The 11,695-nt window shown below is 53.1% G+C and carries 12 protein-coding genes; 5 read left to right on the top strand and 7 right to left on the bottom strand.

All coding sequences use genetic code 11. The annotated features are described in order from the left end of the window. Window positions 1-156 precede the first annotated feature (156 nt). Entirely contained in the window at window positions 157-2,223 is a 2,067-nt protein-coding gene (locus tag LPA02S_RS08560; RefSeq protein ID WP_054648931.1) for a CocE/NonD family hydrolase, read from the top strand. A 120-nt stretch (window positions 2,224-2,343) separates the two neighbouring features. Here LPA02S_RS08560 and LPA02S_RS08555 read toward each other — a convergent pair whose 3' ends face one another. The 6 genes from LPA02S_RS08555 to LPA02S_RS08530 form a co-directional block, all read right to left on the bottom strand. Further along, entirely contained in the window at window positions 2,344-3,027 is a 684-nt protein-coding gene (locus tag LPA02S_RS08555; RefSeq protein WP_082607940.1) for a DNA alkylation repair protein, read from the bottom strand. Next, window positions 3,017-3,646 carry a DedA family protein gene (locus LPA02S_RS08550; protein WP_054648925.1) on the bottom strand — a complete coding sequence of 210 codons (630 nt, stop codon included), beginning with the start codon at window positions 3,644-3,646 and terminating at the stop codon, window positions 3,017-3,019. Before LPA02S_RS08550 ends, LPA02S_RS08555 begins: the two co-directional genes overlap by 11 nt. A 202-nt stretch (window positions 3,647-3,848) precedes the next feature. Further along, the gene (gene ytpR, locus LPA02S_RS08545; RefSeq protein ID WP_054648923.1) at window positions 3,849-4,490 is read right to left on the bottom strand and encodes a YtpR family tRNA-binding protein; all 642 of its coding nucleotides are present in this window, start codon (window positions 4,488-4,490) and stop codon (window positions 3,849-3,851) included. A gap of 11 nt (window positions 4,491-4,501) precedes the next feature. Beyond that, the gene (gene trmB / locus LPA02S_RS08540) at window positions 4,502-5,167 is read right to left on the bottom strand and encodes a tRNA (guanosine(46)-N7)-methyltransferase TrmB (RefSeq protein WP_054648921.1); all 666 of its coding nucleotides are present in this window, start codon (window positions 5,165-5,167) and stop codon (window positions 4,502-4,504) included. Between the two features lie 28 nt (window positions 5,168-5,195). Continuing rightward, the gene (locus tag LPA02S_RS08535) at window positions 5,196-6,413 is read right to left on the bottom strand and encodes an ABC transporter permease (RefSeq protein ID WP_054648919.1); all 1,218 of its coding nucleotides are present in this window, start codon (window positions 6,411-6,413) and stop codon (window positions 5,196-5,198) included. 2 nt (window positions 6,414-6,415) lie between these two features. Beyond that, window positions 6,416-7,144 (bottom strand): ABC transporter ATP-binding protein, encoded by a 729-nt coding sequence (locus tag LPA02S_RS08530; RefSeq protein ID WP_054648917.1) that lies wholly within the window; start codon window positions 7,142-7,144, stop codon window positions 6,416-6,418. A 114-nt stretch (window positions 7,145-7,258) separates the two neighbouring features. On the opposite strand from LPA02S_RS08530, the gene LPA02S_RS08525 reads away from it, so the two are divergent. The 4 genes from LPA02S_RS08525 (at window position 7,259) to LPA02S_RS08510 (ending at window position 10,276) form a co-directional block, all read left to right on the top strand. Beyond that, window positions 7,259-7,687, top strand: a complete 429-nt coding sequence (locus LPA02S_RS08525) for an HIT family protein (RefSeq protein WP_056956993.1) — start codon at window positions 7,259-7,261, stop codon at window positions 7,685-7,687. Window positions 7,688-7,689: 2 nt separating this feature from the next. Continuing rightward, entirely contained in the window at window positions 7,690-8,016 is a 327-nt protein-coding gene (locus tag LPA02S_RS08520) for a hypothetical protein (RefSeq protein WP_054648913.1), read from the top strand. 194 nt (window positions 8,017-8,210) lie between these two features. Next, entirely contained in the window at window positions 8,211-9,140 is a 930-nt protein-coding gene (locus tag LPA02S_RS08515; RefSeq protein WP_156471008.1) for a peptidylprolyl isomerase, read from the top strand. A 209-nt stretch (window positions 9,141-9,349) separates the two neighbouring features. Beyond that, window positions 9,350-10,276 (top strand): peptidylprolyl isomerase, encoded by a 927-nt coding sequence (locus LPA02S_RS08510; protein ID WP_054648911.1) that lies wholly within the window; start codon window positions 9,350-9,352, stop codon window positions 10,274-10,276. Between the two features lie 160 nt (window positions 10,277-10,436). On the opposite strand, the gene LPA02S_RS08505 is transcribed toward LPA02S_RS08510, so the two are convergent. Beyond that, window positions 10,437-11,423, bottom strand: coding sequence for a 3'-5' exoribonuclease YhaM family protein (locus LPA02S_RS08505; protein WP_056956995.1), 987 nt, complete (start codon window positions 11,421-11,423; stop codon window positions 10,437-10,439). Window positions 11,424-11,695: the final 272 nt, after the last annotated feature.

Below are 11,695 nucleotides of genomic sequence, written 5' to 3'. Positions count from 1 at the left end.
CCGCGCCAGTACGACCAGCCACTAGCAGTGAGCCCATGGAACCCGTTAGTGATGCAAAGTGAGGTTTGCGGGTGTATGATAACATAATAATGAGAAGCATCTCAGCACTTTATTATATTAATGCCAATCTACACATTTAATTAGGGGGTACGCTTTTTGACTTCTACATACGCTTTTTACCAGGCCGGCATGCGCCTGTACGATTTTACGACCGGAGATGATGACACCATCGTGACACGGTACGACCACCAACCAGTTACCAACGAACCACTAACTGACGCCCTGGCAACAGAGTTGGGGGCCGTGATGCACTTTGACCCCCGCACCGCACTCGCCCACCTCACCGACTTTGAGGAATACCGGCCACAAATTCAGTCCGGTCGTGCGTTTACCACCGGCTGGGGGGCCACGTACGCCCAACGTGACGCACATTACTGGATGAACCGCCACGCGCGTCCGGCGCTGGATATTATCGTTGATGACAACGGCCACGTCGCTGGTTACCAGCAAACGCAGCGGGCCGTCACCAGTGTACTGGTGCAACCAGAACTAACTGCGTACACCATCGTCCAGATGTGGGACGAAGCCGGAATGGTGCGGCCGGCAGGGCAACTTGGCCGCCGCTTCACGGCAATGGTGCCCATGCATGACGGCACCCGTCTAGCAACCGAAATATTACTGCCGGACAATCAGGAACAACCAATTGCCGCGATTATGGAGCGGACTCCCTACGGCCGGAACTTGTTCATCCCCGATTACCAACGTTTTGCACACCGGGGTTACGCCGTAATTATTCAGGACGTTCGCGGTCGGGAGGATTCCGAAGGTGACTGGATTCCCTTCCAGTACGAGCGGGACGACGCGGACGATACCCTCGACTGGATCGCCCAGCAACCGTGGAGTAACGGGCGTGTGGGCATGATTGGCGGCTCGTACGGCGGCTACACCCAGTGGGCGGCGGCCGCGTCCGGCAATCCCCACTTACAGGCAATTGTGAGCATGGTGACCGCGGGTAGTGCGATGACCGACACCTTTGCTCATGGCGGGGCGCCCTCCATGGGCCAGCTGGCCTGGTTCTTTGCGGTTTCCGGGCAGCACTTCCAACCGGAGTTGATGCACCGTGACGACTGGGACCAGCTATTTAAGGTTCGCCCCATCGTTGATATTCCGCAACACGGTCTCGGGCACCCCATCGCCGGGTACTCGGCATACTTGGAGCATACCTATTACGATGACTTTATGGCCAACACGGACTGGCACGCCCGGCAGGATCAGATCACCGTCCCTGCCTTTATTCAAAGCGGCTGGTTCGATGACGACGCCATGGGGACCATTGAGGCGCTGGATGCCACCCGCAACTACGCCCCCGGCCGGCGACACATTTTGCTTGGGCCCTGGCTCCACGGTGGTAACGCCCAATACGACCTGGACGACCTGGCCCTGCCAGCAAACGCCATCCGCCATGACGTTGACCTGTTGCACACCCAGTGGTTTGACCACTTCCTATTGGATATTGATAACGGTATCGACCGGGAACCGGTAGCAGAATACTTCACCATGAACGCCAACGAGTGGTCCACAGCGGATACCTTCCCACCCGCCGGACCGCGGGTTGACTGGCAATTAGACGCATCCGACCGTGGATTCAGCAATAACTCGACCGCGGGTGAAGCCAGTGTCGGGTTCGATTACGATCCCGCTGACGCCGCTCCCCAGCTCGTTGACGTGTCCGGTAACGAGTTTGAATTTCCCACGAATTACGCCCAGTGGGAACAACGACCCGACGTGGTGAGCTTTACCAGCGCACCTTTGGCCAGCCCCCTGACCGTTAACGGCCGGTTCAGCCTTCACTTCTTTGCCAGTTCTAGCGCGGAGGATACCGACTGGGCTATTCGTATCACTGATGTTGGTCCCGACGGCAGCGCCCGTAACGTTACCGACGCACTGATGAACGCCAAATTCCGGGATGGCCTCGACCAGCCAAAGTGGCTGACTCCCGGCGCCGTGACGGAATACACGCTGTCGTCACTGCAGACTTCCTACCAGTTTCCGGCGGGCCACCAGGTGCGTCTTGATATTACCAGTGCCGCCAGAAACCTAATTTTTCCGAATCCCAACACACGCGCGGGCCTGGGCGGCTCCGAATCGGTCGTCGCTCACCAGCGTATTTACACGGGCAGTGACTACCCCTCAACGCTGAGCTTTACTGCCCGAGTACAATAGTTTGCACGCCTAAATACTGATAAAACAAGACGAGCCAGCAGCTTCCTGAATTCAAGAAGCTGCTGGCTCGTCTTATCTTGTTGACGCTACTCGTCGACCCCGTTGCTGTGCTGATTATTTTTACTCAAAGTCGTATGACAATAAATATCTTCGGGCCTCTTTGGCAGCAACCATACTCAGGCCGTGCTGGCGTAAAAAGTTGCGGACCCACACAGGATTGTACTTTGAATACGTCCGCAGTGCCCGGCCAATAGCCAGCTGAATCTGCTTGTCGTCCGTATTCCGATCATACAGGATGGCCGCCGACAACATGTCCGTGTCCAAACTAAAGTCCTCATTGATTTGCAGTAAGATGGCAATCCGTCGTAACCATATATTCTCGTTTTTGAAGAACAAGGCAAACACCATCGGCTTTTGTTCTCGATGAAAGGTTAGGTACTTGCTAAAGAATTGACGCCAGTTGTCACCGGTGTCACGCCAAGCATTGACGGTGATCCACTGGCAAAAATGCTGCATATCGTCAATATCAAAACGCCGCACGTTCGCGATAGCAATATCAATGGCGACGTACTGATACTCCCGCTCAGGACGACTGAATAGGTCCCCCATCGCGGAAAAAATCTCCACAATCGACCACTGTTTAGAACTATGCACTAAATCTGTCGACTGCTGACGGCGCTGCCCGACCAGAACACCCAGGAAATCAAATTGATTGCCCGTGTTAGCAGCCATCCGCTGCGCACTGTCACTGTTACCGACTAACTGAAAATCTGCGGTTCGTGCCTTACTCGCACTATTCGCCATGATCAACACCCTTTACTACGCGTTTTTTGAAGTACCACACCACAAAAATGACCACCGCAACGACGCCCACCACCAACACAATCAGCGCGTACGTGTCGACGTATGCAGCCACCTGTTGCCATGCCGAGCCCGCAGCGCGACCCAGCATTACTAACACTACGTTCCAAATACTCGTTCCCACCGCACTCAACACCACGAACCGGACAAAGGGCATCCCCGTTGTCCCGGCGGGTATCGAGATTAGGCTACGGACAATGGGTACAAACCGTCCCCAGAAGACCGTGCTATTGCCGTGGCGTGTGAACCAGCGTTCAACTTTGCGCACATCCGCCACGGTTAGGCGTAAAACCTTACCGGTCCGTCCCGCTACCAACCGTTCAATACGCTCCGCACTGAGTATACGCCCCACCCAGTACAATACAATGGCCCCCAAAACCGAGCCAATGGTCGCCGCCACGATGACCCCGGGTACGTCCAGACTGGTATGGTGGGTCACAAACCCGCCAAAGGTCAGCACGATTTCCGAGGGGATCGGTGGAAACACGTTCTCTAACAAAATTAGCAAGCAAATACCGAGGTAACCAAACTGTTCAATAACAGATTCAATTGCTGTCTGCATTCTTCGCTCCCATTATGATTGTTTATTATAGTTTTCATAATACAGGAGTGATTGACATGGTGCAATCTTTGTAGCCATATTTTTACATACGGCGAGCATCCTTGCATAAATCTTTACCATTGTCATAATAACACGACAAGCGCCGCACCGGACCATATAAAAATGCCCCCGCATTAACGAACACGGAGACATTGATAACAATCTACGCTTGAGCGGCAACAACCTTAATGGCCACATCCATGTCAAAGGGTGTGCCTGCCGCTAAATCATCGGGCATCACTAGGATGCCATGACGGTCTGGCGCACCCGGAACACCTAACTCCCGGGCCGCGCAAATCATACCGTAACTATCGACACCGCGTAGGGCACCGGGCCAAATAATTTGGCCGGTAGGCATCATTGCACCAGGTAGAGCCACCACCACGTGCTGACCAGCAGCAACATTCGGAGCTCCACAAACAATTTGCACCGTTTCCGGCCACCCAACGTCAATCTGACCGACGTGCAAGTGGTCAGAATCCGGGTGTGCAGCCAGCTCATTCACGACCCCAATCACCAACTTTGGATCGTGATCAGCCACCAATTGACCGGGAGCACCAGCCGCCGTAATGGCCGCATTCAGTTTGTCGACCTGGGTATCGGTGAGGAATACCTGGCCCCGATCACTCAACGCCCCCAGAATTTGGCTGACGTTGAAGAAGTTGTACCCCACTACTTTGCCCTGGGCGTCACTGATCGCCACGATATCACCAAACTGCTGGTGCGTTTCGCCCGGCTGGTCCTGTGCTAACACTACAATTAACGTGTCGCCCATTGCGTCGGGATTATAACTAGCAATTAACATTATCAAGCCCCTTAATCTTTGATTGTGTTTTCATCATCATAACGCGCAATTAATTTGTAAATACGGCCACCATCGGCGCTAAAACGTTGCTCGTACTCAGTTTCGACGTTATCGGCATTTGCTACACCGTCATTATGCAGGTCCAAACTCACCAGGTCAAAATGCATGCCGAAGTTATTCATGCTCACCAGTGAGTACTCAAAAAGGCCCTGATTATCCGTCTTGAACTGGAGTTCACCGTTTGGAACCATAATCCGCCGGTACTGTTCAAGGAAGTGTTTATACGTCAACCGCCGCTTTGCGTTACGCTTCTTGGGCCACGGGTCGGAGAAGTTGAGGTACACCCCGTCCACCTCAGCGCCCGCAAAGTATTCGGTTAGGTCCGCGCCGTCACCCAGAATGAGGTGCAAATTGGGCAACTGGAGTTCCACTTGCTTCCGCAAAATGTACGCCACGGCCACCTCCTGAATCTCGAGGGCAATGAAGTTCCGTTCGGGATACTTCTGGGCCATATTGACGATAAACTGACCCTTACCCGAGCCCACCTCTAAGAACAGCGGCTGGGTGGCGGCGAAGTGTTGCTGCCACGTGCCTTGCTGCCCGTTGGGATGGATTGAAATCATGTCTGGGTGGGCATCAATTAATGGCTTAGCCCATTTCTTGTTACGCAGTCGCATACTGCCTCCATATTCTCATTACGTTGATTTACCACTGTAGGTGCTGATGCGAATAACGCGGAACGTACCAGCCAACCACTAGGGCAGCCAGTAGCACTCCTGCCAATAGGCTCAGGCCCGCCGCCATAGAGCCCACCGTTAACCATCCCGTAACCGTAAAGACCAGCGTTTGTATCAGCAAAAGACATAACAACAAACGTTGCAAAGCCGCTATCCGCGCCGTAGCCGGCAACGGGTACAGATGAGCAAAAACCACTTCACGGTACTGAGTTGTCAGCGGCACAATCTGGATGGCCGTTAAATACATGGCGACGAGACCAATTGCCATACTGGTCCACGCTACCGTACTTAAGCACATGAGCACAACCGCCAACACCGTTAACCGAATAAATAGGTTACCATATTCTGGCCGTCGAATAAAGCCGCGCAGGTACAGGTAGTCCCAGGTCCGCGCCTGCTTGCGCGCGCCACGCCGTAAGAATCCGTCCAACCAGCGGCGCCGTTTGATGGTTGCACGCAATCCAGGCACGTCCGTAAACATGCTGTAAACGCGGTAAACCCTTTGCATGCGCGCGTTCTCGTTTTGTGCGGCCAACAAAAAGTTGACCTGACCATTTTGGAGCCGTTGCTGCAACCAAACCCGCAAGACCACGTCCATCACGGCCGCAGCCACTACGGGGAACCAGTAGACCGGAAACTGCGTTGCATAGACGCTTAACCCCATGAGCAGTACCAGCGACACACGGTGCGGCAACTGCGCCGGCTGATCCAATAACAGCGCGTTGGTCTGCAGCATTAAATCACCGTATTGTACCAGCGCTCCCGTCACGGCGAGACAGACAATTGAGGCAGTCCCGACGTGCCAGCTAACACTCAACACGGGCCACGCCGCAACGCATAGAAGCACGGTCGCGACCACCGGTAAAACGAGACTGTACCGCATGGCGGCCAGCAGGTAGTCGCCCATCCCCGCCGCACGGGGCAACAAGAAGGTCGCGTCGGCGTCGGTGAACATGGTGGCAACCTGTCCCACACGCACGGATAGAGCCACTAACACCACCACAATCCACGGCAGCCAACCAGAAACGGTCGCACTCATTCCCCGGACAAACTGCGCGTAGCCATATAAAGCTGCTCCCAAAATCACGAACAGGACAATCGTGAACTGGTCGTTAAAGACCAGCCGGAGGTACCGGCCCTGCTGCGTCAGGTGACGGCGTAATCGCCTTTGCCATAATTGCCGCATGGCTACACCTCCCGCGTCATGGCCATATAGATATCATCTAGGCTAGCCCCAGCCAGATCAAACTCTGACCGTAACGCGTCCAAAGTGCCCTCCGCACGCACCCGGCCGTCCCTTAACAGCACAAAACCGTCAGCGTACTCCTGCGCCGTGGCTAACACGTGGGTCGACATGAGCACCGAGGCACCGCGAGCCTTCTGTTCGTTAACCAGGGTAATGAGGTCGTGCACCGCCACGGGATCCAGCCCGGTGAACGGCTCATCGATAATGAACAAGCTAGCGTCCGTCATGAACGCACTGGCGATCATGACCTTTTGTTTCATCCCCTTGGAAAAGTTGTCCGGGAACCAATCTAGCTTATTATCTAACCGGAACATTTTGAGCAGACGGTCAAGCCGCCGCCAAGATTCGTCTTGGTCCAACCCATAAGCCATCATGGCGAGCTCTAGGTGCTCACGCAAAGTTAGTTCCGGATACAGTACCGGCGTCTCAGGCACGTACGCGATGCTCCCCCTGTAGGCGCTGGCATCGGTAGCCAAGGTATAACCGTTAACCGTTACGGAACCGGATTGTGGCTGCAACAGCCCGATAATATGCTTAATGGTGGTGGACTTACCCGCACCATTCAAACCAATCAGACCAATCACCTGACCGTCCGGGACGTTGAAGCTCACGTCGTGGAGAACCGGCACCTGCCCATAACCACCGTTCAGCTTTGTCACTTCGAGACTCATGGTACTACCCCCGTTTACATTCGAATTCCTATCTGATATATGATAGCATAATTACAACCAAACCTATTGAAAACAGTATTTTGAACCAAACTACGAAGGGAGATTTACCCAATTATGGACGACTGCATTTTTTGTAAAATTATTGCTGGGGATATTCCCAGCGTGACGGTTTACGAGGACGACGAAGTTAAGGCCTTCCTTGATATTTCGCAAGCCACGCCTGGTCACACGTTACTTGTGCCGAAGCAACACATCCAGGACATCTTTGCTTACGACGCCGATTTAGCCGAACGCGTGTTTAGCCGCGTACCAGCACTGGCCCGCGCCATCAAGGCCAGCAACCCCAAGATCCAGGGGATGAACATAATCAACAACAACGGTGCGGTTGCGTACCAAAGCGTCTTCCACAGCCACATTCACTTCATTCCCCGCTACGGTGCAAACGACGACTTCAGTATTCACTTTGGTGACCACACTGACCAATACGATGGTGCAAAGTTGGAAGCCATCGCGGCATCAATTCGCCAACAGTTGGAGGACTAAACATGAAATCATTTATCGGCGGCTTTATTACGGGAGCGGCCATCGCAGCCACTTGGGCCATCACCCACCGACCCAGCGCGGCAGAAGTAGCTGCAGCGGACCGAGCAGCAGACAACCTCGAGCGCGACGCTACCCACCTAACACGCGCCATGAGCAGCGTGCAGCAACGCACCAGTGCCCTACAGCAGGCCATTCAGGACACGGTTCCTGAGGCCGAAGCGGGCATTAACGATGCTATTACCAGATTCAAGTTCCAGACTGAGCCCCGCATTGCAAAATTGACGGCCAGCCTTGAAACTATTACGGACGCGTTACCAGAAAACGAATAATTTTTGTGAATATTGTGAATATTTGGCGTGGGGTTTGAAACTTGTGTGAAACCCACGCCATTTCTCGTTTTATCGCAAAATACTGTGCTATATTACCACTCATGACGGTGCGAGATGACTCCTCGCGTTCAACTACCCTTTGTTGACGCGGAGGATTGTTCCGCACAAATATAGACAGATTAGGATGTGTCATGATGAAGAAATGGATCCTCGGCGCGGCAACCGCAGCCATGGTGCTGGTGTTGGCCGGCTGTGGTAGTTCAACCGTTGCCAGTATGAAGGGCGAAAAAATCACCCAGAGCGAGTACTACTCAAAGATGAAGACCACCTCATCCGGTAAGCAGGTTCTGCAACAGATGATTATCGAAAAGGCCCTAGAAAAGCAGTACGGTAGCAAGGTTTCGGACAGCAAGGTCAACAACCAGTACAAGACCGTTAAGAGTCAGTACGGATCTAGCTGGTCATCTACTTTGAGCACGTACGGCTACACGGCATCAAGCTATAAGGAACAGATTAAGATCTCCCTCCTGTCCGCCGTAGCGCTGAAGGACCTGAAGAAGCCAACCACTGCCCAACTGAAGGCCCAGTACAAGAAGTACGAGCCTAAGGTCACCACGCAGATGGTTCTGGTGAAGAAGAAGGCCAAAGCCGAAGAGATTATCAAAGAATTTGCTTCCGAGGACAACACCACGGCTAACTTCGGTAAGTTAGCCAAAAAGTACTCCACGGACTCCAGCACCAAGAGCAACCAAGGTAAGCTGAGCGCCTTTGATAATACCGACACCAGCCTGGACTCTTCATACAAGACCGCAGCCTTTAAGTTGACTAAGAACGGCTCTTACACCACCACCCCGGTCAAGACTAGTTACGGTTACGTGGTAATCCGGATGATTAACAACCCGGGCAAGGGTAAGTTCTCCAGCAAGGCGGTTCAGAAGACCTTAACCAGCCAGCTCTACACGAGTTGGGAAAGCAACACCACCGTGATGAACAAAGTCATTGCGAAGGTGTTGAAGAAGGCCAACGTTACCATTAAGGACAGCGACTTGAAGGACGTACTTTCCACCTACTTGAGTAGCTCGTCGTCTTCCACTTCGACCACTTCTACTTCATCAAGCAACTAAAAATCGTCAACCGACAATAAGTTTAACGAATCATTAACCGGCCCCGCCACGCTTTGTGACGGGGCCGGTTTGTCGTACTCATCACTACCCAGAAGCGACTAATTGAAGCTAATTGGTGTCAGCAGGCCCAGCAGTATGTTATATTAGTCACCGGGTGCTCATACTGGGCGTATGATTCGCCACAATAAAAAGATATAGGATGTGTCATGATGAAGAAATGGATCGTGGGCGTAACGACTGCCGCCATGGCCTTGCTACTGGCCGGCTGTGGTAGCTCAACCGTTGCTAGCATGAAGGGTGAGAAGATCACCCAGAGTGAATACTACTCCAAGATGAAAAAGAGTTCTGCTGGGCAGCAAGTGCTACAGCAGATGATTGTTAGTAAGGCCCTGGAGCAGCAATACGGCAAGAAGGTTTCCGACAAGAAAGTTGACAAGCAGTACAACACCGTCAAGAAGCAGTATGGTTCCAGCTTTGCTGCTACCCTCAGTAGCAACGGTTACACTGAGTCTAGCTTCAAGGAACAAATTAAGACTTCCCTGCTTTCCGAGGCTGCGCTCAAAGACCTGAAGAAGCCAACAACTAAGCAATTGAAGGCACAGTACAAAAAGTACGAACCAAAGGTCACCGTGCAGCACATTCTGGTCAAGAAGCAGGATGCTGCTGAGCAGATTGTCAAGGACTTCCAGGGCGAAAAGAACACTACCGCTAACTTCTCGGCTTTGGCTAAGAAGAACTCGATTGACACTGGCACTAAGAGCAACGGTGGTAAGTTGCCCGCCTTTGACAACACGGATACCAGCCTGGACTCAACGTTCAAGGACGCAGCGTTCAAGTTGTCCAAGAACGGCGACTTCACCACGACGCCCGTTAAGACCGAATACGGTTACTCCATTATTCGTATGATTAACAACCCTGGCAAGGGTGACTTCTCCAGCAAGAAGGTTCAGACCGCGCTGAAGGATCAACTGTACAAGACCTGGGAATCCGACTCCACCACTATGAACAAGGTGATTGCTAAGGTTCTCAAGAAGGCCAACGTTACCATCAAGGATAACGACCTGAAGAACGTATTGTCGACTTACCTAGACAGTAGTAGCAGTAGTAACAGCGCCGCTACCACCACGGGTAACTAAAATACTAATCACGTTTAGCCGTCTGGCCGAACGTGAGGGCACCAACTCCGTAATGGGGTTGGTGCCCTTTTTGATTGTCGTTGCCCCCACTCCGTTTGCTCCACCAAAAAGGCCCGACCACAATGGGTCGAGCCTACAAACAAAGTCTATCTGACTGTAATTATGCTTTATCGCTACTATTACCGGTCCCGGAATAGTGTTGCAGCGACTCTGGCCGGTAAAAACGGCGGCCGTCCATACCGAACAATTGATGAGTAAAGGTACCAGGATCCGCATGCTGGGTGGCGGTGGTCATCATGTTGATGGACGCGTCTAACTCATCCAACTGGTGCAGGATATCCGCCTCCACCATCTGCGGCCGGACTGGCGAACCGTATTCCAACAAACCGTGGTGGGCCAGCACCACGTGGCGCAGCATCAACATTTCTTCCTGTTGCGGATCAATTTTGAGTTCCTGCGCGGCTTTGATAATTTCCTCGTCAATCAGCACAATGTGGCCGATGAGGTTCCCTGCCACCGTGTACTCCGTGGACATGGCCCCAGAGAGCTCGATGGTCTTACCCATATCGTGCAAAATTGCACCAGAATAGAGCAAAGGCATGTTGATACCGGGATACTGGTTGCCCACGCTCTTAGCGAGGCGGAGAATGCTAAGCGTGTGGAAGGCCAACCCGCCACCGCTAGCATGGTGGTTGGACTTCGCTGCGGGGTAACTAAAAAAGGCGTCCTTATGCTCCGTCAGTAGGCGCCGGACAATCCGGTTCCAGTTGGGATTAACGATTTCAAAGACGAAGTCGTTAATCTCGTCCTGCATGGTGGCCGGCGCTTCGGGTGCGCGTTCAAGGAATTTCTGGGGGTTGTTCCCCTCCTCCTGGGTGGCTAGACGAATACCGTAAATTTTAATTTGTGGGTTATCGTGATATAGCTCGCGCTTGCCGGACAACTGGACAACCTCGCCCGCCTTAAATTGCGCGATAGCATCATCGCTGGCATCCCACATCTTGGCTGGTAGGTGCCCGGAGGTGTCCTGTAGTACGAACGCGATAAACTTTTTGCCGTTCTTGGCCACGCGCACATCGGCCGACTTCACTAGTACTGGCAACTTCATTTCGTCGCCGTTCTGGTATTCAAACAAGCGTTTTGCCATGTTGATTCCCCGCTTTCATTCACTACCATCATCATACCGATTCCTCACGCAAAATACCAGTAGCGGGTGAACGGCAACGTAGGGCGGACCGGCGAGCTGTGGCTTTCCATGGAAATCCACTGCTAGGGAGAAGGCTGTGCGGTTAGAACACGCGGGCGGAGTTTGGGGTTGCGGCTTACGTGCCCTGCGCCGTTATTGCTACACCCGCACGCTCCGGACGTTCCGTCCTCCCGCGAATCTTGGAGACAAAGAAACCCACTTTGTCTCCAAGA

The organism is Lacticaseibacillus pantheris DSM 15945 = JCM 12539 = NBRC 106106 (genome assembly GCF_001591865.1).
Lineage (GTDB): Bacteria > Bacillota > Bacilli > Lactobacillales > Lactobacillaceae > Lacticaseibacillus > Lacticaseibacillus pantheris.
This window is presented reverse-complemented; position numbering and strand designations above follow the sequence as displayed.

What these genes read in the sequence shown, in the direction of transcription:
- LPA02S_RS08555 (WP_082607940.1), bottom strand. Translation starts at nt 3,027, where the DNA reads ATGGCGAATAGTGCGAGTAAGGCACGAACCGCAGATTTTCAGTTAGTC.
- LPA02S_RS08550 (WP_054648925.1), bottom strand. Translation starts at nt 3,646, where the DNA reads ATGCAGACAGCAATTGAATCTGTTATTGAACAGTTTGGTTACCTCGGT.
- ytpR (WP_054648923.1), bottom strand. Translation starts at nt 4,490, where the DNA reads ATGTTAATTGCTAGTTATAATCCCGACGCAATGGGCGACACGTTAATT.
- trmB (WP_054648921.1), bottom strand. Translation starts at nt 5,167, where the DNA reads ATGCGACTGCGTAACAAGAAATGGGCTAAGCCATTAATTGATGCCCAC.
- LPA02S_RS08535 (WP_054648919.1), bottom strand. Translation starts at nt 6,413, where the DNA reads ATGCGGCAATTATGGCAAAGGCGATTACGCCGTCACCTGACGCAGCAG.
- LPA02S_RS08530 (WP_054648917.1), bottom strand. Translation starts at nt 7,144, where the DNA reads ATGAGTCTCGAAGTGACAAAGCTGAACGGTGGTTATGGGCAGGTGCCG.
- LPA02S_RS08525 (WP_056956993.1), top strand. Translation starts at nt 7,259, where the DNA reads ATGGACGACTGCATTTTTTGTAAAATTATTGCTGGGGATATTCCCAGC.
- LPA02S_RS08520 (WP_054648913.1), top strand. Translation starts at nt 7,690, where the DNA reads ATGAAATCATTTATCGGCGGCTTTATTACGGGAGCGGCCATCGCAGCC.
- LPA02S_RS08515 (WP_156471008.1), top strand. Translation starts at nt 8,211, where the DNA reads ATGAAGAAATGGATCCTCGGCGCGGCAACCGCAGCCATGGTGCTGGTG.
- LPA02S_RS08510 (WP_054648911.1), top strand. Translation starts at nt 9,350, where the DNA reads ATGAAGAAATGGATCGTGGGCGTAACGACTGCCGCCATGGCCTTGCTA.
- LPA02S_RS08505 (WP_056956995.1), bottom strand. Translation starts at nt 11,423, where the DNA reads ATGGCAAAACGCTTGTTTGAATACCAGAACGGCGACGAAATGAAGTTG.